A 23,908-nucleotide genomic window follows, 5' to 3' on the forward strand; every position below is an offset into this window, starting at 1 on the left:
GGATCACCCCGGGCTGAACCTGGTATAAGATCACAGGCCCCCCCGGCGAAACCCGTGAGGCGCATCGATGGAACCCGACATGGATTTTCAATCTCTCGTTCGCCAGAGCGGCATCGTGTTCACGGCCGACGTGGGTCAGGGCCCCGAGGAGTGGGTGCTGGCGATCGCCTCGCCCAATCTGGCGCGCACCCAGGTGGCCACCCAGGCTGACCTGGTTGCGGCCGGCTACATTCGCCAGGAGGCCCTGGTCCATCTCGAAGCGGAACGTGAGCGCCTGACTGCCCTGCTGCACACCCTCGAAGAACAGCGGGCCAGCCTGCAAGCCCAGCGACGCGGTCACGATGAGGCCCTGGCTGAGCTGGAGCGACGCGTCCGACGGGCGGAGATCTGGCGGCAGGCCGAGCATGAGGGAGTGGTGGCGCGCAACCGGGGCGATGCGCCCGAGGCCAACCCCTATCGTGCCGAGGACGAGGTGGACGAACTTGGCGGCCAGGCCTGGCGGCATGGCTGGCGCGTGCGGGACACCCTGATCGGCCTGAATGATCGCATTCGCTCGCTGCAAGCTGCGCTGGACCAGCTGCAAGCCGCCCGCGATCAGGAGCACGGCGAGAATCAGCAGCGTCTGGCCGAAGCCCAGAGTGAGCAAGCCCGCTGGGCCGCCGCGGCGCAACAGGCGCAAACCCGCATCCGTCAGCTCGAAGTGGAGCAGCGTCATCTGCCGGCCCTTGAAGAGGCTCTGCGTCTGGCCTGGACCGAGGCACCCCACAGCCCGGCCTGTGCGGTCTGGGCCGTCGGGGCTGCCGGAGGTGACGCGCTCAAGGCCTGTGACTGCTGGCGTGCCCGAATCGCGTCTGAAGCCCTTTCCCCCTTTGCCGGTCTTTAATTTTAATTTAACCCAGGGATAAAGCCGTCCCCGCGTCGGTCGGCTCGCATCGGGCGGCTTTCGTGGCACCATGAGGGTATGACCCCGCTCGTTCATAAAGCCACCTGCGCCGCGCTCGTCGCGGTGGCCATCTGGTCGGTCTCGTTCGTGGCCACCAAGCATGTGGTGACGGAGGCGGCGCCCATGGCCAGTGCCCTGGTGCGTTTTCTGATGGCCTCCACCCTGCTGCTGCTGGTGCATGCGCTGCTGGGCCGTTCGCTGGCCCTGCCGCGGGATTGCTGGCGTCTGGTGGTCTGGGGAGGCTTGACGGGCACGACCTTCACCTTCGCCTTCGAAAATCTGGCCCTGACCTACACCACGGCGGGCAACTCCGCCATGCTGCAGGCGGTCAGCCCGACCCTGGCGGCGATCGGGGCCTGGCTGTTCCTGCGGGAGCGCCTGGGCTGGCGTCAGTGGTTGGGGATGGCGCTGGCGGCGGCTGGCATCGCCGCGTTGATCGGGCCCACCGCCGCGGTGACGGGTCCCGGGGACATGCTGATGGGCGTGGTCATGATCATGGGCTCGGCCTATGGCCTGATCAGCAAGGCCCTGGCGGATCGTCTGCCGGCCCTGACGGCCCTGACCTGGATGCTGCTGGTGGGAACGCTGGGCCTGGTGCCGTTTGCCTTGTCGGAGGCCCTGCTCGGCGAAGGCTTCCAGCTGCCGCAGTCGCCCACGGCCTGGGCGGGCCTGGCCTACCTCGGCTTGCTGTCCTCCGGAGGGGCCTACCTGCTATGGCAATGGGCGCTCGCGCACCTGCCGGTCTCGCGGGTGGGGATGTTTCTGTACCTGATGCCGGTCGGGACCCTGCTGGTCGCGGCGGCCTGGCTGGGGGAGCCGCTCGGCTGGTCGCGCCTGGGCCTCGCGGCGCTGGTCCTGTTCGGGGTCTACCTGGCGGTCGAGCCGACCGACCTGGCCACCTCAGAGGACGAGCGTCCGCCGCTCAAGGAGCCGCTGTCGCTCACCTCGTGAGGCTGCGGCTCACCACGCTGGGGGTGCGCAGGCAATTCCCCGCGGGATCGCAGAAGCCCTCCACGCGGGCCTGAAGGGCGCCGATCTCCGGCGCGAAAAAGCCCCGGCGACCAAGAATCGTGAGCCAGACATCGCGGGGTTCGAGCGGATCCACCTGGACCCTCAGGTCACCCGGGGCCTCGCCCTGATTGATGCCGTCGTCGTCGAGCAGGCGAAAATGGCGATTGCGCTCTGCAGGGGTGTCGCCACAGACGCGCTGGGCCTTGGGGTTGACGAACGGGATCGGGCCGGCCAGCGCCGGCAGGCTGCCGTCAGGCAGTTCGCTGCGCTGCCCGGCCACGGCCAGGGTCAGGCGATCGCCCTCCAGCAGGCTGCGATCCAGCCAGCCGAGCGGGGAACCATCGTAGGCCATCATCGGCTTTGAAAAACTCAGGGTGATGCGCGCATCCGGGCCGGCATCGCTCAGCTGGATCGCCTCCAGCGTCGGTTCGCGGGTGTCGCTGGGCACGCGGAAGTGGGCGATCGCCGTGTGCGTGGCGCGCCAGCGCGCCGCGGCGGTGGCCGCCGTGGCCGGCAGCGCCAGGTTGCTGGCCCGGAAGGTGTTGCGAATCAGGTCGCCGGGGCGTTGCGGATAGTTCTCCAGGTGGCTTTCCTCGTCCGTGCCGAGCTGACGGCCTTCCGCGTCGCTGATGGTGGAAACCCGCTCGGCCGAACGGACCAGGCCGACCTGGTAGCGCGCCTCGCCGGCGAACGAGCGCAGCAGGGGCACCGGGAATTTCAGCGTCAGGGTCAGGCCATCCGCGGAGAAGCTGGTGCGCGCCTGGGTCTGGGCTTCGCCCTGCAGGGTGGTGCCGGCCTTGATGGCGTAATGAAAATCGTTGTCGAGGTTGATCGGGGTGACCCCCGGGGCGGCCTCGAGCAGGCGATGGTTGATCGCCACTCCGTCCGGACTGGCGGCTTCGTTGCCCGGCACGACCCGCACGGCGGCGGCCAGGCGTCGCCGGCTCTCCTCGGGCAGCAGCTCACTCACCGTCAGCTGGTAGGTGAGTGTCACCGGCTCTTCCTCGTCCTTGGGCAGCACCGGCTCGCTGCGCACGATCTCCGGATGGTTCGAGATGAAAAACGCCGCCCCGGGCTCCAGCGAGGGACCGTCGGCACCGAAATTGGTCACGTTCAGCTCGCTGGTTCCGCTGACGTAGACGGCCGTGCGGCTGCGTGTGGTCCAGCCGGGTTTGCTCACGGTGACCTGGCAGTTGACGTCGGTCGGGACCTGCGACAGCACCCAGGCCCCGCTGCGGGTGGTCGCCCGGGCCCGAAACGGGGTCGCGGTGTCGAGCGATTCGAGCACCACCTCCGCATCCTCCACCGGGGTTCCGTTTTCGTCGCGCACCACGCCGCTCACGATGGCGGGCAACCCGCGCACCACGTCCGGACGGGGCGTGGCCGTTGGACTGGGGCGGGGCGTGGGGGCCTCGGTGGGAATGGGGGTGGGGGTCGGGGTAGGCGACGGGGTGGGCGTCGGCGTGGGGGTGGGCGTCGGGCTCGGCGTGGGCGTGGCGGCCGGGACGATCAGGCGACCGGTCGCGTTGAACTGGCAGCCCGACAGGCCGACGCCTCCCCCCACGGCCAGCAGCGCCGCCCAGCGGGCGCCCGAAAAAACACGAAGCAGGCGAGTCACAGGTTCGCTTCCACGAGGTTGCTGTCGGCCCCTTCGGCCGTGCGGCGATTGTCGGCCGGATCGCTCATGCCTTCGACACGGGCGGCGATCGCCTTGATACGGGCGTCGAAGAAATCCGGCCGCCCCACCAGCGTCAGGCGGAGCATATGGGGCTGTTTGGGGTCCACCCCGAGCGCCACGCGTCCCACGGCCGCCCCCGTGGTTTCGGCCACGAAGGCGCTCGCTGCGAAGCGAAAGGCCCGGTTGTCATCGGCCGAACTGCCGTGATGGGCCGTGGTCTGCGGGTCGATGGCGATCGCATCGCTGGCCCGGCCGTCGCGCAGCTGACGAGTCGACAGCTTGCCGCGTTCACCCACCAGGAAGGTCAGCCCGGCCAGGTCGGCCGCTTGTGCGCCGGTCCCCAGCCCGCGCTTGCCCTCCGGGCTGCCGTCGTGGGCCACCAGCGGTTCATCGAATTGCAGCAGGACCACGGTATCGTCGCCTTCGGTCTGGACATCGACGCTCAGCAGGCGTGGGGGGCTGTTGTCCTCCGGCAGCCAGAACGCGGAGGCGTGGTCATGGGTGGCCGCCCAGCGGCCGGCCGGCGCGTCGGACACCAGGCCTTCGACGCGCGCCAGCTCGGGGTCGGGGTCACGAAAGGCCCCCAGCAGCATCTCGCCGGCGGCGGGCCAGCTGCCCAGTTCGCCGGTCGGCCCGGTGCCGAGGGGCAAGCCCTGCAGATCCTTGAGCGGCTGGCCATCCCCGACCAGCGCGATCTGGTAACGGGCCCGTCGCTTGGCGGCCAGCAGCGGGGCGTCGAAGGTGAAGGTGACGGTGTGACCGGATGCGTCCCAGCTGGCGCGGGCGCGGGCCGGGCTGCCCTTGCGAAAGGCCTCGCCCGGCGCCAGCAGCCAGGGCGCCAGGGCGATGGCCTTGAGCGGGTTGGGGTACCGTTTGTCGAGCAGGCTCAGGTCGGTGGCGCCGCGCCCGCCCCCGGCCTCTCGGTTCGCGGGCAGCAGGCGCAGCTGCTCCGCCAGCCGGGCCGCACTCTCAGGCGCCAGAGGTTCGCTCAGCCTCAGGCTCATGCGCAGGTGGTCGCGGGCGGTCCAGGTATCGTCGGGAATCGGCTCCACCCGGGTGATCTCCGGGTAAGGCGACAGAAAGAAGGGGGCCGCCTCCGGGCTGCTGCCGCCGAAGTCGACCCGGGTGTCGCCTGCCCTCAGCGTCACGACCCGTCGCCGCGGCGTGTGGCCGGGGCGGCTCGCTTCCAGCGCCAGCGTGGTTCCGCCCGCAGGGGGGGCCGGCAGCTGGTAGCGTCCCTGGGCATCCAGGGTGGCGCTGGCGACATAGGGCGTGGTGGTATCCAGACTTTGCGCCGTGACCAGGCCTTCCGGCAGCGCCTGGCCGTCGAGGCCGAAGACCTGGCCGTTCAGCTGCCGCGTCGCGGCGGTCGGCCCGGGGACGGGTGCGGCAGGAGACGGCGCGACCGGGGTGTCCAGCGACGGGGAGGGCGCCTGTGGGGCCTCGCTTGCCAGCGGAAGCGGGCCGCTGGCCGGCGCCGGGGAACAGGCCATGAGGACGCCGGTGAGCAGGAGCGACAAGGCAAGTCGGGAACGGACCATACATGAGAGCCTAGCACGGAGGGGGCGTGCTGCCGTGGCCGATGGTCACAAGGGCCCCTGGTCGGCAGGCTCCCAGCGCCAGCTGGCAACCGTCTCCGGCGGCAGCGCCAGGCGTGCGCTGATCCGGTCGATGCGGGCCTGGCCCACGTCGGCCAGGGTCGCGAACTGGCTGTCCGGGATGGCCTCGGGCGCCTGGATGCAGAGGAAGCGCCGTGCCCCCCCATCGGCCGCGTTGAGCTCCAGCACCGCCTGGGCGGTCGGGCAGCTGCCCGCGAAGGGGTCGAGAATCAGGGCGTCCCGGCGATCGCCGCGGGGGGTGGCCCACGTCAGCAGGTCCTTGATCAGCTGGATGGGCTTGGGAAAGTCGATCACGGGTCGTCCGAACAGCCCCTTGAGCTCTCGTGTGCCGTCGGCCGTGGTCACGCGGTCGTAGTAGGAGAGGGGCGTGCGCCCCCGCTCGCCGTCCGGCAGCACCAGGCGCTGCTTGGTGTAGACCCGCCAGCGGCCGTCGCGCCCCTTGAGAAACTCCAGCTCGTCCTGACGGGCCGCCAGCGTCTCGCGGCTCCAGCGCCACTGGTGGCTCGGGCAGGGGATGGGGCTGCCGTCCGGGGCGGTGATCACGTACACCAGATTGGGCCTGGCGGAGTGGGCGGTGCCGCTCTTGGCGAGCGGAATGCGCTTGTAGGGGCCCCTGGCATCCACCGCGTCGTAGGCCTCGCGCATGGCGTCGGTGAGCGGCTCCTCGAACGGAGGCAGGGCCGCCAGGCGCCTGGCGTAGACGTGGATGTACTCGGTTTGCGGCAGCACGTGGCGCGCGCCGCGCCCGCGCACGACCTTCTTGCGCCAGGTGATGGTCGAGACGAAGTTCTCCTCGCCGAAGATCTCATCGAGCAAGAGGCGCAGGTGATGGCTCTCGCGATCGTCGATGCTGATGAACAGCACGCCGTCATCGGCCAGCCAGCGGTGAACCATGGCCAGGCGGGGCCACATGAAGCTGAGCCAGGCCGCGTGGCGGGCCCCGCGGGCGGCGGCCCCGTGTTCCGCGGCATAGCGGCGCGCGTCGGTCTGGAAGCGGTCGTGGTAGCGCATGGCCACGCCGGTGTTGTAGGGGGGATCCAGATAGGCGATGCGCACCTGCCCGGCGAAGCGGGCGCTCAGGTGCTGCATCACCGGCAGGTTGTCGCCTTCGATGAAGGTGTGGGGGGCGTCTGGGGCGGCCAGCGCGTGGCGCGGCCGCAAGGCGCCCGCCGCCGCCTGGTCGACCGACGCGCGAGCGGCCGCATCACCTGGCCAGCGCAGGCCGAAAGGGGCAGCATCGTCGGACATCGGTGGCCATGATGGCACACGCCCGCAGGGCCTGCCAGGTATGCATACGCGATTCTCCTGTGCACCTGCACAGGAGAATCGCGCCACACACCGGGGGCTAACTGGTAAGAACGGCTTGCGCCTGGTTCATGCCTCAGTTGGGTGAAGGATCGGGGACAGGATAGAAGATCTCGGTCGTGCCACTGGCGTTCCAGGTGCTGTGCGTGGAGACCTCGTTCTGGGTGATCTTGTGGAGGTCGCCGGTGGTGGTGCCGGTGAAGAAGCGCACGAAGGTCTTGGTCGGGTCATAGGTGAGGTCGAAGGCCAGGGCCCCCCAGCCCAGGGTCAACGCCAGCTTGCGGGCGTGGTTGGTCGAATCCCAGGTGGTGGTCATGGTCTGGTTGCCACCTGCAATCGGCTCCGCCACGCGGTTGGTCGGCATCAGGCCGTTGGAGGCGACCGGAATCCGGTAGACCACGTCTTGCCCGGTCGTCACGCTTGTCGGCGTCAACGAGGCGTACAGCGTGCCCCAGCGCTCACCGGCCGTGAAGGAGGCTTGCGCCTGGCCTTCCACCTGGTCGAAGGTCAGCGCCTTGATGCTGCCCGTGGCCGGCATCCAGGTCGAGGCCGCAAAGCTGGCCACGATGTCAGCTGGCGCGTCAGAGGTCGAATTGTAGATGTTCCGCAGCACCACGATCTGGTTGTCGCCGGTCGTCACCCACAGCTGGTTGCGCAGGCGGTTGATGGCGAGCTGGCCATAGTGATGGGTGGCGGTCGAGTTGGTCCGGGTGAGTTCCTTGATGTGGGTCACGGTGGCGCTGGCCATGTCGGTCTCGTCCATCTTGTAGCGATAGACGCGCACCTTGGAGCTGCCCGGCAAATCCTCGGTGAAGAACACCGTGCCGGTGTCATCCGCCACCAGGCCGACCGGCTTGGAGAGCGTGACGCGAATCGGATCCGTGGAACTGTCGCCCTCGCTGGCCAGGCTGATGGCACCGCTGCCAATCAGGGTTTCCAGTCGGTACACCGAGGGGGCAATCACGAACGGCGGGTTGGTGTCGGTATCGCGCCGCAGGGCGCGAATGCGATTGTTGCCCGTGTCGCAGAAGAGAATCTCACCGTTCTGGCCCACCACGATGCCGCGCGGCGTGTGGAGCGTGCCATCGAGAGACGGTCCGTAGTCACCAGCTTGCGTGTCGTAGTTGGAGGTCTGGGTCCCCGTGCCGGCCAGCAAGGTGGCGGTGGCGGCAGACGCGTCCCACAGCCAGATCTGGTGCCCGCCCGAGGTGGTGAAGACGACGTCTCCAGAGTCATCCATCAGGGGCGCAATGCCACCGATTTCCACCGAACCCACCGTGCCGTCGATATCACCGAAGGTCGGGTCGTTATTGAAGTGGCTCAGCGTGGTGATGCGGAACTGGCCAGCGATCGTCGGGATGGCGGGCGTCGCCGGATCTTCCACGTTCACATCGAAGTCACCGCCGGGTGCGGTCAGGGTCACGTTCACGTTGATGTTGTTGAGGCCTGTCCGCAGGGCGAAGCTGGGGTTCGAACCCGAAGCGATCACTTCAGGACCGATGTCCAGGACCGCCGAGGCTTCCGCCGTGTCGAACCGAGACTGGTCACCGTTCCGGTACAGGTAGAGCACCAGACCGTAGCCATCCCCGGGCGTCAGATTGTCGAACAACAGCGCCGCGGTGCGGGTGTTGGTCGTCGAGTCCAACGTCGGCGAGGCCTTCTCCATGCGGGTCACGAAGCCATCGCGGGAATTGGAGAGCCAGACGCGCACCATGTCCCAGTCGATCTGCTGCATCTGCTGCAGACCGTACTTCTTGGCGAAGGCGGCCTGCACATCTTTCTGCCGCAGCAGCATGCGCAGGCTGGTGGCCCGTTGAGCCCCCTGGTTGAGTTCCGGCGCCAACGCACGAATCGGTCGCGTCGATGGCGGTGCGGCCTGACAGCCCATGACCAGCAAGGTGGTGGCCAGCAGAATTCGAGTGCGACTTACGATAGGCATAGTGAACACCTCTGCCTCGTCGGCTTCCCGCCGAGGCATCGATTCACCGTACCCTTCCCCACAGGTGATATGCCCCACAATGTGACAGACCTATCAGTCGATGACCAAGATCGGGTTGTTTTCTCGTGTGCTGTTTGTTTTGGATTCACCAAGGCCAGATAAAAGAAGCAGGCATTCATCGCCGGATATGCAGAAATTAACCGGCTTTTGCCCCTTAGAATATTCATAACGCGTTCTTGATCTGGGCCCCTGATCGTCATCTGGGACCCTGATTGCCGCCTGATCAGCGGGTGCGGCCGGCACGCGAGACGGCCAGGGCGGGACGCCCCCTGCCTGGCAGCGGGCCGAGGCGCGTGGAGGCCTGCGCCGGGCTGCCCCTCCCGCCAAGCGCGCGGGCAAGGTCAGTTTTGGATCAGAATGGTGGCGCTGAAGGCGCGCAGCAGGCGACCGTCCACGTCAAACGCGCTGATCGAGAGGCGATGCGCGCCGTTGGTCTTTCCGCGGGTGTCGAAGGGAACCGCAAAGCGCTTGTTGACGTCCTGACCGCTGCCGATCGCCACCCCATTCAATTCGTAGCGGACGCTCGCTACCCCGCCCGGATCCAGATCCCAGCGAAGTTCGACCTGTCCCGACAGCACCGGGTAAACCGGCGCTGTGTTTTCGATCGTGTTCTGACACGACGCCAGGGTCAGCGGGGACAGCAGCAGGCCGAAAACCAGCCAGGCCTTCAGAACTTGCGACGGCATTCGAGGAAGGGTCCTTGCATCGATTGGGCGAAATCGGCCCGATAAGAGCTGGTGTTTTCCAGGCGGTAACCTGCTTCAAAGCTGGTGCCGAACATGGGTTCCCAGCTCAGGGCCGGTTCAGCCACATAGGTGAACAGCGGGCCGACGGCCACCACCGCCTCATCCCCGTGCGCGATCAGATAGGGACGCCCCTCCAGGCGCGCGTGCCAGCGCCACCCGCCGCCGAGCTCCCCGAGCAGGCCGGTGCGCAGGCTCGGCCCGTGGTAGAGCTGGTAGACCGAGGTCAGAAAACGGCCCGTGGCCGGGGGCGGCATGTTGTTGGACACCGAGAGGTAGCGGGCCATATAGCCGCCCTCCAGCGAGAGGTTGACCGGGCCGACCGGGAAGGCGCGCCCGCCCGTCAAGGCGAGGCTGAAGTCGTCCCGCTGATGCCGGCTATCGGGCAGCTGGCGGTCCGAGATCGTCAGACCCAGGTAGCTCAGGACCAGGTCCACCTGGCCGCCATCCGGGGTGGTGAATCCCAACCCGCCCTCAAAGCGCTGGATCGGCTCAGGGCGAAGGGCGATCGCCCCGAGTGGGTAATTTTCCTGGAACGTGGGGAAGTAGGTGCGGAACCAGGTGCGTGGCGCGAAACGCGGGATTTGCCAGGCCCCCAGGCTGGGCTCGTCGGTGGGCGCCAGCAGGCGCCAGCGGCTGTCGAGATCGCCGGCGGCAGGGCGCAACGGGCGGTAGCCGCCCAGCCCCGGGCCTCTCAAGCCAGACATGCGCTCGCGCTCGGCGGGGGTTGGACGCCAGACCGGAAGGGGCGTGCCTCGGATCACGCGCGGCTTGAACACTCGTGGGGGCTGGGTCGTGCGGATTTCCTGCTCCAGCGTGAAGGGTTCCGGGGTTCGCAGGGGGGCTTCCGGTGGGGCGGCCCGGCTGCCATCCGGACACGCCAGCAGGCCTGCCACCATGACGGCGGCCACGGACGAGAGGCGGATCACGGCTCGGGCGATGGACATATCACCACGATGCGCGTCACGCGTCGGGGCGTCGGTGATGACGATAACGCCCCTCCCCCAGGGGGCCCGTCGCGGCGCCTGGACAGGTCTCTCCGACGCCGCTCGCCTTCCTGGTGCCGTCGCGGTCAGTCGCCCAGGCGAGGCACCAGCAGGATGCGTCCGCTGACCTGGTCCTCGAGCAACTGCACCTGGCCGCCATAGGGCAAGATCAGGACCGCTCGCACGGCCTCGCGCGCCGGGCGGGGGGCGAACAGCCAGAAACTGACCAGCGGTGAGTTGGTCACCTGATCGAATTGCACCGCCGTCGGATTCAGGGCGGCCCGAGGGAAATCCACGTAGATCAGGCTGCGCGTCAGCCGGGTGATGTTGTACTTGGGCACCTCTCCCCGGTAGTCCATGGCGAGTCCACCCACCTGTTCATCGAAGGTGGCGGGCCCCAGCACGGTCCTGACGCTGCCATCCGTCACGCTGGCGCTCTCGGCCGTCAGCTGTGGGAAGAGCAGGATTTCCCTGCGGACGTCGTCGCGCGCGACCACCACCTCACCGGCGCCGGTCAGGGAAAGTTTGACCACACTGCTGCCGCGCGCGGCATCCGGCGTCACCGACCAGCCCACCAGCACCGGATCGCCGCCCACTTTGGTGCCCCGTTCGGCCGGGCCTGCCAGGATCGTGCGCGTCAGATCCACCCTCAGCTCGGCGGGGGCCAGCGCGGTGATCTCGAAGTTGGGGGCCTCCCCTTCGTAGGGCAGCACCAGCACGTGGCGGTCGGAAGCATACCGGGCCGCCGTGATGCGGGTGCGAGGGGGCTCGAGCGGGCCAGGCCGGCTCGCCTGGCTCGGCGGGCGGACCACCGGCAGCGGGGTTTCGATCGGGCCTGGCTCCGGCAGGGGGGGGCGCTTGGGGGGAATCGGTTGGAGTAGCACAGGCGCTGGCGTGGGCGGCAGCCAGCGCCGGACCTGCGGGGAGGGGGCCGTGAGGGTGGCCGGGCTCGGGGGCGTGACAGGCGGCCGGGCCAGCGGCGGAAACAGGCTGGCTACCGGGACCGGTGAAGGGAACATGAACGTCGACGGGGTCGGCAGCGGCGTGGGCGTCGGGGTCGGCAGCGGCGTGGGCGTCGGGGTCGGCTGCGGTGTGGGCGTCAGGGTCGGCAGTGGCGTGGGCGCGCTCGTCTGGCTCGGACCCGGGAAGAACCAGAAAAAGGGCTCGGGCGTGGGAGTGGCGGCCAGCGGCGTGGCGACCGGGAGCGGCGGTGGGGTCCGGCGAGGCGGGGCCGTGGGCACGGCTGCCACACTGGGCGTCACGGGAAGGGGGGGCACCGCGGGGGAGGCAAAAGAGAACAGGCCGCTCGGAAAGGCCTCGGGTTCCTCGCTGGGAGGCGGGACGGGGGGGCGGAGCAAGGGCTCGGGGCTGAAGGCCGGGGCGGGTGTGCGGCGTGGGGTGATCGCCGCGGGGGGCATTTGCGGGTTGGCCAGGAAGAACCAGGGCGGCAGGGTCTCGTCCGGCGCAGGTTGGTTCGGCGGGACCGGCATGGGAATGAGGGCCGGGGGGCGGCTCGCGGGGGTGCCACCGGCGGCGCTGGGAGGCGTTTCGGCCCCCGCGAAGGGATAGATTTCGAAGCGCATTTCGACCGCCTTGAGCTGGATGGCGGGCGAGGAGGGCGTGGCGGTTTCCAGGGTGATGCGCACCACGTTGGCGCGCTTCTCGGTCAGCACGAAGCGCCGCAGCGCCCCCACGCCGCTGTGCCCCTGGACGGCCGCGCCGGCCAGCTTGGCCCCCTCGAATTCGAAGTAATGGATGGTGGGGGAGATGCGGTAGTAGAAGGCCCTGGGTGGGGTGCCTGCAAAGGGAATGACGATCGCCCGGTCCGCGCCCATGTAGAACGCCGTGCCGACCCGGGCCGGCTGGGCGGTTTGCGCAAGAATAGGGGATGGCGCCAGCGCGGCAGCCGTCGCTACCAGGATGGCGCTGAGGCAGCTAAGGCGCATTCAGAGCCTCGGCATGACCAGTAAGCACACAGGGAGACGCATCTTGTCCCCACTCAAGCACATCCGGGCACGGTGAATCTGTGCGCATGAAACATGCGGCGGATCATTCGCTCCGCGCGCCGGAAAGCGTGATCGCGCAAACAGGCACGGAGCGCTTCCCGGTTTAGGATGGGCGCGGGTGGGTCGACGATTCTTGAAGTGGTGCAATTGGCGTTCAGGGAAACTGCGATGCGCGGGATGCTTCCAGCGGCGGCTCGTTTGTTCTTGCTCGGTTCTTTGGTCGGGGTGTGTGCGTGTGCGCGTAATCCCTACGACACCGGCAGCCTGGTTCCGGGGACGGGCAGCGGACTGGCGATCGTCCTGCTCGACCCCTCGCCGGGCCCGAGCGGTTCGCCGAGCCCCTCGCCGACGCCAGACCTGATGCCCTCGCTGTTCCCCTCGCCCACGCCCCGCCGTTCCGTGGCGCCTGCCACGCCGACCCCGTCCCCCACGCCGACGCCGTCCCCCAACAACATCGGGTCTCCGGCCACGCCCAAGCCCTCCGCCACCACCACGCCTCGCCCCAGTCCGACGGCCACGGCCACCCCCACGGCTGCCCCGACCGCCACGCCGACCGCGACCCCCACCGTCACGCCGACCCCCACCGCCACGCCGACGGCCACGCCGACCCCCTCGGCCTCTCCCACCCAGACTCCGGGGGCCAGCAGCGCACGGGCCATTCCCGACCAAGCGCCGGTTGGACCGGCGGGACTGCAGCTGGCGCTGGGGGGGCTCGAATGAAGGCGCTTGGCCTTGCCTCGACGTGCGCGATCGCCGTGCTCACGGCTCAGGCGCCAGCCTGGGCGCAGCTGGCCCCTGAGCCGGTCAGCACGGTGCTCGGCCAACCGATCTACGACCGAGAGCTGGCCGCCCTCGTGATTCCTTATGAGGGGACGGCCCCGATGTATCGCTTGACTTGGCGCAGCCGCGAGGTGGCCGAACTCACCTTTCCCGGCAGCACGCTGCGGCCGCCCGTGCCAGCTCGGGGACGTCCGGAGGTCATCTCGATTTTGGCGGACTGGGCCTCCGTGCCGGAGGATGCCACCAATCCGCCGCGGGTCCTGCTGACCGTGATCGGGGCCACCGATGTGCGCGTGCTGGACGATGCGACCCGAGGGCGTCTGGTGGTGCGGCCCAAGTCGATTCCGGAGTCGCGCACCCCCTTGCCTGTCTTTCAGCATCCTGTGGCGGCCGGTTCGGTGCTGGCCCTGGGTTTTTCGGGTGTCACGTGGGCTGAAAACTACCCTGCGGGTGAGTCCGACACCCGACTGAGCGGGGTCCCGACGCTGCACGCCCAGCTGGCCTTGCCGGCACATGCGGCCGAGGCCACCTGGTGGGCGTTCGAGGGGCGCCTGCGCGCCCTTTCCCTCAGCTTTCAAGACCGCTTGCTGCCGTTGAGCCTCCACAATCGCCTCCAGTTTCAGACGGAGGCCTGGCTCGGCCCGCACTTCGCGGGCGGCGATTGGCGGCTTCGCCTGGGTGCCGGGGCGATCGGGGTCTTCACCCAGGGCGTTCATTCCGGCGCCCCGCCGGTGGCCAGCTACAACTTCTTTGCCGGTCGCCAGATCGCAGGCCCGCTGCTGGGGTCACTGGGCATCAAGGCCTTCGACGGCTGGCTTGCCGGTTGGCGCCTGACGACCGAGGCGAACTGGGCGCCGGCCCTGCTCGCCTTCGTGGACAGCGGATTGCCCGGTCTGCCCTTGCTGGGTTACGGTGCCGCCGAGCTCGGCTTGGAGCGAGACCTGGGTACATTGAACCTGCGCGTGGGCTATCGGGCACAGGCCTTGTACGGGCCTGGATTCAGCGAGACGATGATGGGGCCCGCGCTGACCTTGGGGGGCATGTGAGCGCCGCACGCGTGGTTCGTTCGCTGCTCGGAGTCGCGCTGTCCAGCTTGGCGGCGTGCGGCGTGCCGCCTGCGCCTGCGGCGAATCTGGCCTATGCCTTGATCATCAACAGCGGCCTGGCCGAGCAGCCTGGCTACACGCTCGCGCCCGTGCTCGAGAGCCCTTTCGTCAGGTTGGGCCATCGTCCGCTGTCCCGCACGCCGGTGGCCGTCGTGAATCTCGACGGTCGTCCGCGTTCGGATCGCGCCCCGGTGACGACGGACGATGCCGGCGCCTTCAAGTTCAGGAATCTGGCCGATGGCGAGCCGATCTTTCTGCGGGCCCAGTTCGCTTCCGATCCCCCTCAGGTGCTTTACGCCTTCGCGCGTCCCAAGGCGCCAATGGACTGTGCGGAGGTCCTGCTGCGTGGCCTCCCTCCCCCTCGTCGTTTGCTGCATCATCCCCCTCACCGCGGCGTGGAACTGTCGCTGGCCAGCACCATTCTGGCCCGGGCCGTGGCGCGTTCCGAATGGCTGCCGGAAACTTTCGAGCCAGACCAGGCCAGCAACCTGCTGGCCCACATCGAGGCGCGTCTGGTGACGGTGCTTGACCAGCTTTCAGCCAAGTCGGGAAAACCCGTGGACGAACTCGTCACGGCCTTCCTGTCCCAGGAAATGCCTCCCGATCCCAGCTACGGCTGGGTCGAGGGGGTGGACCTGGTGCAACTGGTGGTCTGGGACGATGAGGAGATTTCCAAGACCATCTCGGAGAGTGGTCAGGCTTGGTTGAACGTGACCTTCACGATTCAGGCCGTGGGAGACAACCGGGCCTCCTATCCGGGGCAGCGGCTGCAGCGCTATCTGGCGCGCGGCGAGACACGCTTCGTCTGCACCGTCCCGCCCGATGCCGAGACCTATCAGGCGGTTTCCTTCTGGCTGAACAACCAGAAGGTGGCGGAGGCCGAGCGCAAGGGGCTGACGTGGCAGGCGCGGGTGGACACGGGCGACTGGCCGGACGGCCCCTATGCCGTCTCGGCCCAGGCCTGGCGGTCATCGCAACGGGACCCCGTGCTGCTCGGCAAGGCCTACCTGTATCTCGACAACGCGCGTCGCTATGTGCAGGGGTGCCCCGAGTGAGCGGGGGGACCTCATCGGCCCGCCACGGGGACGTACCGGGTGGCCGAGCGGCGGGCGGCGGTATGGCGCCGATTGACAAGGCCCGCTTGCCTTTTTACGATTTCACGACGACGTGGATCCGGTGTTTCGGGGCGTCGCAGCAGGCGGGAGTGCGGGCATTGCAGTCGAGTGGTGGGATCAGGTGGGGCGTGCGGGCATTGCTGGCGGCCAGCCTGCTGGCGTGGCACCCGCTGGATGGCCTGGCGGCGGCCACGCGCCCGGCCCCGCCCAAGACCCCTTCGCTCGACCCGGACGGCTTGTTGCTCCGACCGGGCAAGCTTTCCGGGGCTCTTCAAACGTACAAGGTGCGCCCCGGGGATTACCTCAACGAGCTCGGCGTCCAGTTCAAGATCAACCCCATTCGCATCACCAAGCCCAATGGCGCCACGCTGCTCGATGGCATGGAGGTCGGAGAGGTGATCCAGGTCGACCTGCGCCGCGTCACGCCCTCGTTTCCTCGCGATCTGGACGGCCTCGTCGTCAACCTGCCGGAAGCGCACGTCTACCTGCTCGAGAAAGGCCGACTGGTGAAGGACTATGCGGTGGGCGTGTCGAATGCCGAGCACAAGGCTCCGATCGGGCCGACCCGCGTCGTGAGCCTCTCGAAGAACCCCACCTGGTTCGTGCCCAGCTCGATTCAGAAAGAGATGGCCGATCAGGGCCGCGAGGTCAAGCGTTTCATTCTGCCTGGGCCGGAGAATCCGCTGGGGTCCCGCTGGATCGGGTTTGCAGATGGCACTTTCGGTTTTCACGGCACCACCATGCCCTGGTCGATCAAGCGCTATGCCTCGCACGGCTGCGTTCGCTTCCTGCGCGATGACATCGAGGACCTGTATGATCGGGTGCGAATGGGCATGCGGGTTCGGGTGATTTACCAGCCCGTCATCCTGGGGGTAGAGGGATCGGCCATCTGGCTGTCGGTCTATCCGGACTATTACAACCTGGGCTATGACTATCACGCCGCGGTGAAACAGCTGGCCAAGGAGGCTGGCGTGCTTGCTCGGATTCACGCGCCAGCGCTGGAACGGGCGCTGCGAGACCGGGACGGCATCCCGGTCAATCTGGCCCCGCCGCCGCCGACCCCGCCCTCGCCGCGACCCAGTCGCAGCCCTCGGCCGCAAATGACGGCGCCGCCCGTCTTGCTGCCGGCCTCTCCGTCCTTGCCCGTCTCGCCGCTGCCCACGCCGACCGCCACCCCCACGGCCAGCCCCACGCCGACCCCCACCCCCATCCCGTCTCCGACGCCGCTGAGGCCGCCCGGCTATCCGCTTTATCCGGCCCCTCACGACGGCTGATGGTGGCCTCCGGATGAGATGCTTGGGCCTGCGCCTGGCCGCTTCGGGGGTCTGTTGGCTGCTGGGGGGCCTCGGCAGCCTGTGGCCCTGGCCGACCGCACCGGCCTGGGCGGAATCGGGCGTGCGCTGCTGGCCTGGCCGGCTGAGCGGTGCGGTGTTCGGTGTCGGCCTGCGAGCGGGGGACTCGGTGGCCTGGTTGGGCGTTCGCCACGGGGTGCATCCGGTGCGTTTGCAACGCGTGCGTCGGGGGTGGGTGCGCGTGGACACGCGTCGGGTCACGCCGCGTTTCGCCGCCCAGGTGCAGGGCGTGGTCCTGAACGTGCCGGAGTGTCACGTGTATCTGGTGCACGACGGCCAGGTGGAACGCGATTACCCCGTGGCGGTCTCGACGCCGGACCGCCCCGTGCCGATCGGCTCCACCCGGGTGGTCTCGAAAGAGAAAAATCCGACCTGGTTCGTGCCTGCCTCCATCCAGAAGGAAATGGCCTCGCGGGGTCAACGCGTGACGCTCGAGGTGCCCCCCGGGCCTGACAACCCGCTGGGGCCGCGCTGGATTGGCATCTGGCGAGGCCAGTTCGGGATGCACGGCACCAACGCGCCCCTCTCCATCAAGCGCTATGCCTCGCACGGCTGTGTCCGCTTCCGGGCCGCCGACATCAAGGACCTCTACGAGCGGGTTTGGGTCGGCACCCCGGTCCATGTGGTGTACGAGCCGGTCCTGCTGGCCGTGGCGGGTCGGGACATCTGGCTCTCGGCCTATCCCGACGTGTATGAGACGGGGCTCGATTATGCGGCGCAGCTCCGTCGCCTGGCTCGCTCGGCCGGGGTGCTCGGGCGGCTTGACTGGGCGAAGGCCGCTCAGGCTTTTCGCTTCAGAGATGGCATCGTGCGCGAGGTCAGTCGGGGGCGCGCTACCGCGCCGGCGCCGGTGGTGGTCACGCCCGCGCCGGTGCCCGCCGAGGTGGATGCCCCGCCAGTCCGACACGACGGCGAGCATCCTGGCGAGGCGGAAGAGCCGTCGCCCGCTGCCCCGCTGGAGGGGGCTCCTTTCGACCCCAGCCTCGAAGGCTGGGAGACGGGCGACTGGAATCGTCCCTGAGCACCGCTGCGATCAGGGGCCACTGAGCAACATGGTCCAGCGGCCCGCAGGGTCGATGCCGACCCGCCAGCCCGTGTAGCCTGCGCGCTGAAACTGCTGGATCCGGTTCGGGTCGTAGACCCCCCGCAGGGCCAACCAGGCCGCGTCACTGGGCTGTTGGGCCGCGGCCGGCCAGACGAACAGGGTGGGGTCATCCGCACGCACGGGAGGGGTGCGCAGGAGCGCGACCAGGCGTGGCAGGGGATCGTCGCCGCGGCTGGCCCGCGCGCGCCACAGAACCGCCGGCCGACGCTTCTCGAAGCCGAGATGGTAAGTAAACGGGCCCTCGCCCAGCAGCGCCAGGCGCTCCAGTTCCTCGTACTGCCCGCGACGGGCCAGCTGGATCAGCCGCTCGCGGGTGTGGATGACCGGGGGCGGCAGGCGCACCCCCCCCGCCGCCACGACGGGCGGCGCAGGCACCCGGGGGGCCTGGCCGGTGGCCTGGGCCGTCCCGGCCCCCAGTAGCCAGAGGCTCGTCAGCAGGCCCGCCCACCCGATGATCGGGCCGGCGTGATGAGGGCCTCGCTTGGTCTCGACAGGCATGGCGCGCGCACCTCCCCCGGGGCTGGACACCTTATACCCTGGACCTCTCGTCACGCGCGCGCGCCGCCGCCCAGCGGCCCGCCACCCAGCCGGTCGTCAGGGCCACCGTGATGTTGTAGCCGCCGGTGTGGGCATGGACGTCGAGCACCTCACCGGCAAACGCCAGGCCCGCGGTTTTCCTCGACTCCAGCGTGCGGGGGTCGATTTCCTTCAGCGACACGCCGCCGCCGGTGACGAAGGCCTCCTCCAGGCTGCCGGTGCCCGAGACCTGGGCCGCAAAGCGTTTGATCTGGGCCGCCAGCTGGACCAATCCACTGCGGGGAAGGTGCGCGGGGGTCTGTTCCGGATCGAGCGCCGCCAGTTCCAGCAACAGCTGCAGGGCCCGCTCCGGCAGCAAGCCGGCCAGCGAGTTCTTGATGGCCTTTTTGGGTTCGGCCGCCAACCGGCCGCGAATCTCGTCCAATACGGCCGCCTCGTGGGCCTCGGCACGCCAGTCGAGTTCGAGCCGCAACGGCGTCTCGCCACGAGCGGTTGCCACTGAGACGTAATGCCCGAGGCGCAGCGCCGCCGGGCCTGACAGCCCGAAGTGGGTGAACACGACGTCTCCCACCTGGGTGGTCAGGCGTTTGCCCTTGGCGTTGAACAGGCTCACAGGCACCTCCTTCAACGACAGGCCCTGCAGGCGCCGGGTCTGCACCCAGGGCGCCGCCAGATGGATCGGCACCTCGGTCGGGAACAGGGGCGTGATGGTGTGCCCGGCCCCCTCGGCCCAGGCGTAGCCGTCACCGGTCGAGCCGGTTTTGGGCACGGATTTGCCTCCCACGGCCACCACGACCTGGCGGGCCAGCACGGTGTCACCGTTCCGCAAGCGGACCCCCGCGATGCGTCCCTGCGCCAGACAGAGTTCCGCCACGGGAGCTTCCAGCCAGACCCGTGCGCCGAGTTCCTCCAGATGCGCAATCAGGGTGGCGGCCACGGTGGTGGCCTTGTCCGTGACCGGAAACATGCGGCCGTGGTCCTCTTCTTTCAATCTCACCCCGAGCCCCTCGAAGAAGGCGATGATGTCGTGGTTGGAGAACTGCGGGAAGATGCTGTGCATGAAGCGTCCGTTGCCGACGATCATGGCCACCAGATGGGCGGTGTCTCCCGCGTTGGTGACGTTGCAGCGACCGCCGCCCGAGATGATCAGCTTGCGGCCGAGGCGATCGCCCTTTTCCAGCAGTAGGGTGCGCGCGCCCGCCCGCGCCGCCGACACGGCTGCCATCAGGCCAGCCGGGCCCCCCCCGATCACGATCACATCCCACGATTCCGAAGTGGGCATTGGCCTGCGTGCGCCTCCACGGCCTGTCGGAAGCAGGCGTTTGCCCCGCCTGCCGGTCAGACGCCATGAGTGTAACGCGGCCTGCTGGGCCCGGGCCATAGCACGGAGCGACGTCGGCCACCGCGTCGGTCCAGCCTGGACTGCTATGATGGGGCTGGCCCAACCCTGAGGGAGTCGCGTCATGGCCCGATCCGCCGCCGTCCAGCTTCGCTCCGCCTGGCAGTTCTGTCAGCGGGTGCCGGGAGGGCGCTGGCTGTTCAGTCGCCTGTTTGGCTGGCTCGTGCCGTACACCGGGACCGTCGGTCTGCGCGTGGACGAGTTGCGGCCCGGCTACGCGCGTCTGTCGATGAAAGATCGGCGGGCCGTGCGCAACCACCTGCGCTCGATCCACGCGATCGCCCTGGCCAATCTGGCAGAAGCCACCAGCGGCCTGGCCATGAACATCGCGTTGCCTGCTCACGGCCGCGCGATCGTCACCCGGGTCACGATGGAATATCGCAAGAAGGCCCGGGGACGCCTGGTGGCCACCTGTGAGGCGGGGGTGCCCGACTGTTCGGTCGACCGCGAGGTGATGGTCGTCTCCGAGGTGCGCGATGCCCAGGATGAGGTGGTGGCTGTCGCGACCGTCACCTGGCGCGTGGGGCCCCAGGGGGCGGCGGCCTGAGCGGGGCCACCCGGCCAGGTCGCGGCGGATTTCTGTCGCCTTCGGCCGACCCGCTTGGCCCTTTTGACCGGTGCGCCCCTTCCATCGGCGCGCTACGCTGCGAGCTGACGGCCCCTGGTGGCCACCCCAAAGGCCTGCCACGCGTCTGACATCAGGTTGGCCAGCCGCGTGCACCCGACGCAACGCCTCACGCGACGCGGCGAGAAGCCCGTATGGTGACCGCACGCGGCATGGTTCGTGCCGCCGCCTTCGGCCTGCCGAGTCAGGCCGTGGGCGGCCATCAAGGAGAGCATGCATGGTCTTCGACACCCACCTGGCACAGGCAGAGGCCCTGGAGCGGAGCTGGCGGGAGGACGCGCGCTGGCAGGGCGTGCGTCGGGATTATCGGGCGGAACAGGTCGTCCGCCTGCGTCCGTCGCTCAAGCCGGCCCACACCTGGTCTGAAATCGCGTCTCGTCGCCTCTGGCATCTGCTCAACCACGAGCCCTACCTGCATACCTTCGGCGCGCTCAGTGGGGCCCAGGCGGTCCAGATGGTGCAGGCGGGCCTGAAAGCCATCTATGTTTCAGGCTGGCAGGTGGCCGCGGACCAGAATGCGGCCGGCCAGACCTATCCCGATCAAAGCCTCTATCCCTCGCACTCGATGCCGATGTTGGTGCGGCGCATCAACCAGGCCCTGATGCGCCGTGACCAGGTGGCCCGCGTGGCGGGCGAGGCGGCCACCGACTGGTATGTCCCGCTGGTGGCGGATGCCGAGGCGGGTTTTGGCGGGCCGCTCCATGCCTTCGAACTGGTCAAGTCCCTGATCGAGGCGGGGGTGGGCGGGGTACACCTCGAGGATCAGCTGGCCAGCGAGAAGAAGTGCGGCCATCTGGGAGGCAAGGTGCTGGTGCCGACCAGCCAGTTCATTCGGACCCTGCGCGCCGCCCGCCTCGCCGCGGATGTGCTGGATGTCCCGAACGTTCTGATCGCGCGAACCGATGCCTTGTCGGCGGGGCTGATCACCAGTGACATCGACCCGGCCGATCACGCCAGCCTGACGGGGGAGCGGACGTCCGAGGGTTTCTGGCGCATCCAGGACGGACTTGCCGCCGCCATCCGCCGGGGCCTCGCCTACGCCCCCTATGCGGATGTGCTCTGGTTCGAAAGCTCGCACCCGGATCTGGCCGAGGCCGCTCAATTCGCGGCCGCGATCCACGCCCGTTATCCCGGCAAGCGCCTGGCCTACAACTGCTCGCCCTCGTTCAACTGGCGTCAGCAACTCGACAACGATGCGATCGCCGCCTTTCAGCCCGAACTGGGGCGAATGGGCTATGCCTTCCAGTTCGTGACCCTGGCCGGCTGGCATCTGCTGAATTTCCACAGTTTCGAGCTGGCTTCCGCCTATCGGGCTGAGGGCATGCCCGCCTACGTCGCGCTGCAGGCCCGCGAACTGGCCGCCAGCACGCAGGGCTACACGGCGGTGCGCCATCAGCAGGAGGTGGGCACCGGTTACTTCGACGCCGTGCTCGACACGCTCGCCGGGGGCCTGGCCACCACGGGGGCGTTGCGGGGCTCCACCGAGGCGGCGCAGTTTCACGGGGCGGCTCAGGACGGTTAGCCCTGGCGGCGCGCCACGATCTCAGCGAAGCCTGGTCCCCTGGTTTCGCTGAGGGGTCCCCCGCTTGCGGCGGTCTGAGCGCCAGTGCCCTCTGTGCGCACCCTTTGTCCGGTTCACGCGTCGGGCGAAGGGGGCTCCGCCGACGTGGGGCGGGCACGCATCCAGCCGAGCATCAGCAGGCCGAAGCCGGCCATGGCGGCGCCCCACAGCGTGTTGAGGTCCAGCGGGAGCGCGACGGGCAGTGGCCCGTGTGGGCGCAACATCCCGTACACGCCGAGCAAGGCGCCAATGAACAGGAACATGCCACCGATGGGCAGACGAATATCCAGCATGGCTTTCTCCTCCTTACCAGAAGCAGACGTTCAGGGCCAGCGTCAACACCAGCACCACGCTGCCGACCAGCGCGGGGCGCTGGTGCCAGGGCGCGTGGTGGTCTGACTCCCGCGGGGTGAGCTGGTAGACCAGTCCGACCAGCTCCGCCTCCGGTCTGGCGCGCGTCACCAGGCTCAGCCCGATCGTGCCCAGCAGGCAGGCCATGAAGGCATAGATGGCCCCGTAGAAATTGCCGGCCATGTCCGAGGGATAGTGCAGAACGCCGCCCTTGATCGCGGCGTAGTGTCCCATAGCGGCCAGCGTGCCGGCCAGCAGGCCCCAGAAGGCCCCGTGGCCGGTGGCGCGCCGCCAGAACATGCCCAGCAGGAAGGTGGCGAACAGGGGGGCATTGAAGAAGGAGAACAGCAACTGCAGGTAGTCCATGATGTTGTTGAAGTTCATGGCCAGGTAAGCGGCGCCGACCGAGATGGCGATGCCGACCACCGTCGTGAGACGCCCCATCCAGAGGTAATGGGCATCCGAGGCGTCCTTCTTGAGGTAGGCCTGGTAGATGTCGTAGGTCCAGACCGTGTTGAAGGCCGTCACATTGCCGGCCATGCCCGACATGAAAGAGGCCAGCAGCGCCGTCAGGCCCAGCCCCAGCATGCCTGTCGGGTAATAGTGGGCCATCAACATGGGCAAGGCGTTGTTGTAATCCCAGCTTCCGTCGGGCAGCTTTTGCAGCAGCGGTTCCGCCCCGACGGCCGGGTGCAGGGTCAGCGCCAGGGCGATCAGCCCCGGCGTGATGACCAGGAAGGGAAACAGCATCTTGGGCACCGCCGCAATCAGGGGGGTGTTGCGCGCGGCGGTCATGTTCTCGGCCGCCATGGCCCGCTGCACCACCAGAAAGTCGGTGCACCAGTAGCCGAACGACAGCACAAACCCCAGTCCCATCACCAGGCCGAACCATTCGATGCCCATCGGGTTGGCGCTGGCATCGCCGATCGCGCTCCAAGCGTGGGTGAAGCCAGCGGGAAGCTTGTTCACCAGGCCATTCCAGCCCCCCACGTCGATCAGGCCCAGCACCACCAGCGGCAGGAACCCGAACACGATCAGGAAAAACTGCAGTACCTCGTTGTAGATCGAGGAGGCCAGGCCACCCGCCAGCGTGTAGGACAGCACCACCAGCGCCGAGACCAGGATGCTGGCGTCCATCGACCAGCCCAGCAGCAACTGGAAGACCTTGGCCATCGCAAACATGTTGATGCCCGAGGCCAGCACGGTCATGCCGGCGAAGGTCAGGGCGTTGAGCCCGCGGGTTTTCTCATCGAAGCGTAGCTTCAGGTATTCCGGCACGCTGCGCGCCTTGGACCCATAGTAAAACGGCATCATGAAGACGCCCACGAAGACCATGGCCGGGATGGCCCCCACCCAGTAGAAGTGGTTGGTCAACAGGCCGTATTTGGCGCCGTTGGCGGCCATTCCCATGACCTCGAGCGCGCCCAGGTTGGCCGACAGAAAGGCCAATCCCGTGATCCAGGCAGGAATTTGACGACCGGCGATGAAAAAGGATTCAGCGGTCGTGACCCGTCGCTTCAACACGAAGCCGATGCCCACCACGAAGCACGCGTAGATGAGCAGGATGGCGTAATCGATCCAGTGGGCTTGCACGAGACAATCTCCAGATGAAGGGCGCAGCGTCATGATGAAGAGAGGGCCACCCACATGGCCAGCGCACGCTTGTTCGTGTCTGTGCGCCCGACAA

The 23,908-nt window shown here is 68.6% G+C and carries 20 protein-coding genes; 9 read left to right on the forward strand and 11 right to left on the reverse strand.

Annotated elements, in window-relative coordinates:
- The first annotated feature begins 79 nt into the window (after positions 1–79).
- Together VKP62_11465 and VKP62_11470 are read left to right on the forward strand one after the other, a co-directional pair.
- Complete coding sequence (locus tag VKP62_11465) at positions 80–883, forward strand: hypothetical protein (GenBank protein ID MEB3197811.1); 804 nt, start codon at positions 80–82, stop codon at positions 881–883.
- A 78-nt stretch (positions 884–961) separates the two neighbouring features.
- Positions 962–1,894 (forward strand): DMT family transporter, encoded by a 933-nt coding sequence (locus VKP62_11470; protein MEB3197812.1) that lies wholly within the window; start codon positions 962–964, stop codon positions 1,892–1,894.
- Here the strand turns inward: VKP62_11470 and VKP62_11475 are convergent.
- The 7 genes from VKP62_11475 to VKP62_11505 all read right to left on the reverse strand — a co-directional run bounded on the left by VKP62_11475 (position 1,884) and on the right by VKP62_11505 (position 12,230).
- Positions 1,884–3,572 carry a carboxypeptidase-like regulatory domain-containing protein gene (locus tag VKP62_11475; GenBank protein ID MEB3197813.1) on the reverse strand — a complete coding sequence of 563 codons (1,689 nt, stop codon included), beginning with the start codon at positions 3,570–3,572 and terminating at the stop codon, positions 1,884–1,886. The two genes, VKP62_11470 and VKP62_11475, sit on opposite strands and share 11 nt — an antisense overlap.
- Positions 3,569–5,173, reverse strand: coding sequence for a carboxypeptidase regulatory-like domain-containing protein (locus VKP62_11480; protein MEB3197814.1), 1,605 nt, complete (start codon positions 5,171–5,173; stop codon positions 3,569–3,571). Before VKP62_11480 ends, VKP62_11475 begins: the two co-directional genes overlap by 4 nt.
- A gap of 45 nt (positions 5,174–5,218) precedes the next feature.
- Positions 5,219–6,499 (reverse strand): site-specific DNA-methyltransferase, encoded by a 1,281-nt coding sequence (locus VKP62_11485; GenBank protein ID MEB3197815.1) that lies wholly within the window; start codon positions 6,497–6,499, stop codon positions 5,219–5,221.
- Between the two features lie 133 nt (positions 6,500–6,632).
- Complete coding sequence (locus VKP62_11490; protein MEB3197816.1) at positions 6,633–8,495, reverse strand: hypothetical protein; 1,863 nt, start codon at positions 8,493–8,495, stop codon at positions 6,633–6,635.
- Positions 8,496–8,896: 401 nt separating this feature from the next.
- Positions 8,897–9,241, reverse strand: coding sequence for a hypothetical protein (locus VKP62_11495; GenBank protein ID MEB3197817.1), 345 nt, complete (start codon positions 9,239–9,241; stop codon positions 8,897–8,899).
- Entirely contained in the window at positions 9,223–10,245 is a 1,023-nt protein-coding gene (locus VKP62_11500) for a hypothetical protein (GenBank protein MEB3197818.1), read from the reverse strand. The genes VKP62_11495 and VKP62_11500 overlap by 19 nt, the downstream gene beginning before the upstream one ends.
- Positions 10,246–10,370: 125 nt before the next feature.
- Positions 10,371–12,230 carry a hypothetical protein gene (locus tag VKP62_11505; GenBank protein MEB3197819.1) on the reverse strand — a complete coding sequence of 620 codons (1,860 nt, stop codon included), beginning with the start codon at positions 12,228–12,230 and terminating at the stop codon, positions 10,371–10,373.
- 228 nt (positions 12,231–12,458) lie between these two features.
- Between VKP62_11505 and VKP62_11510 the strand changes: the two genes are divergently transcribed.
- The 5 genes from VKP62_11510 to VKP62_11530 all read left to right on the forward strand — a co-directional run bounded on the left by VKP62_11510 (position 12,459) and on the right by VKP62_11530 (position 17,664).
- Positions 12,459–13,010 carry a hypothetical protein gene (locus tag VKP62_11510; protein ID MEB3197820.1) on the forward strand — a complete coding sequence of 184 codons (552 nt, stop codon included), beginning with the start codon at positions 12,459–12,461 and terminating at the stop codon, positions 13,008–13,010.
- Entirely contained in the window at positions 13,007–14,116 is a 1,110-nt protein-coding gene (locus VKP62_11515; GenBank protein MEB3197821.1) for a hypothetical protein, read from the forward strand. The genes VKP62_11510 and VKP62_11515 overlap by 4 nt, the downstream gene beginning before the upstream one ends.
- 11 nt (positions 14,117–14,127) lie before the next feature.
- Positions 14,128–15,231 (forward strand): hypothetical protein, encoded by a 1,104-nt coding sequence (locus VKP62_11520; GenBank protein ID MEB3197822.1) that lies wholly within the window; start codon positions 14,128–14,130, stop codon positions 15,229–15,231.
- A 188-nt stretch (positions 15,232–15,419) separates the two neighbouring features.
- Positions 15,420–16,565 (forward strand): L,D-transpeptidase, encoded by a 1,146-nt coding sequence (locus VKP62_11525; GenBank protein ID MEB3197823.1) that lies wholly within the window; start codon positions 15,420–15,422, stop codon positions 16,563–16,565.
- A gap of 13 nt (positions 16,566–16,578) precedes the next feature.
- Entirely contained in the window at positions 16,579–17,664 is a 1,086-nt protein-coding gene (locus tag VKP62_11530) for a L,D-transpeptidase (GenBank protein MEB3197824.1), read from the forward strand.
- 12 nt (positions 17,665–17,676) lie between these two features.
- Here the strand turns inward: VKP62_11530 and VKP62_11535 are convergent, their stop codons facing one another.
- Entirely contained in the window at positions 17,677–18,246 is a 570-nt protein-coding gene (locus VKP62_11535) for a hypothetical protein (protein MEB3197825.1), read from the reverse strand.
- Between the two features lie 31 nt (positions 18,247–18,277).
- A complete protein-coding gene (locus VKP62_11540) occupies positions 18,278–19,567 on the reverse strand; it encodes an NAD(P)/FAD-dependent oxidoreductase (protein ID MEB3197826.1) in 1,290 nt (429 codons plus the stop codon).
- A gap of 181 nt (positions 19,568–19,748) precedes the next feature.
- Between VKP62_11540 and VKP62_11545 the strand changes: the two genes are divergently transcribed.
- Both VKP62_11545 and aceA read left to right on the forward strand, forming a co-directional pair.
- Complete coding sequence (locus tag VKP62_11545; GenBank protein MEB3197827.1) at positions 19,749–20,231, forward strand: hotdog fold domain-containing protein; 483 nt, start codon at positions 19,749–19,751, stop codon at positions 20,229–20,231.
- 295 nt (positions 20,232–20,526) lie between these two features.
- On the forward strand, positions 20,527–21,831 hold the full coding sequence (gene aceA / locus VKP62_11550) for an isocitrate lyase (GenBank protein ID MEB3197828.1): 1,305 nt from the start codon (positions 20,527–20,529) through the stop codon (positions 21,829–21,831).
- Between the two features lie 113 nt (positions 21,832–21,944).
- Here aceA and VKP62_11555 read toward each other — a convergent pair whose 3' ends face one another.
- A complete protein-coding gene (locus tag VKP62_11555) occupies positions 21,945–22,163 on the reverse strand; it encodes a hypothetical protein (GenBank protein MEB3197829.1) in 219 nt (72 codons plus the stop codon).
- 13 nt (positions 22,164–22,176) lie between these two features.
- Positions 22,177–23,847 carry a sodium:solute symporter family protein gene (locus VKP62_11560; GenBank protein ID MEB3197830.1) on the reverse strand — a complete coding sequence of 557 codons (1,671 nt, stop codon included), beginning with the start codon at positions 23,845–23,847 and terminating at the stop codon, positions 22,177–22,179.
- Positions 23,848–23,908: the final 61 nt, after the last annotated feature.

The sequence above is a fragment of the Candidatus Sericytochromatia bacterium genome (assembly GCA_035285325.1).
Classification (GTDB): Bacteria; Cyanobacteriota; Sericytochromatia; order S15B-MN24; family JAQBPE01; genus JAYKJB01.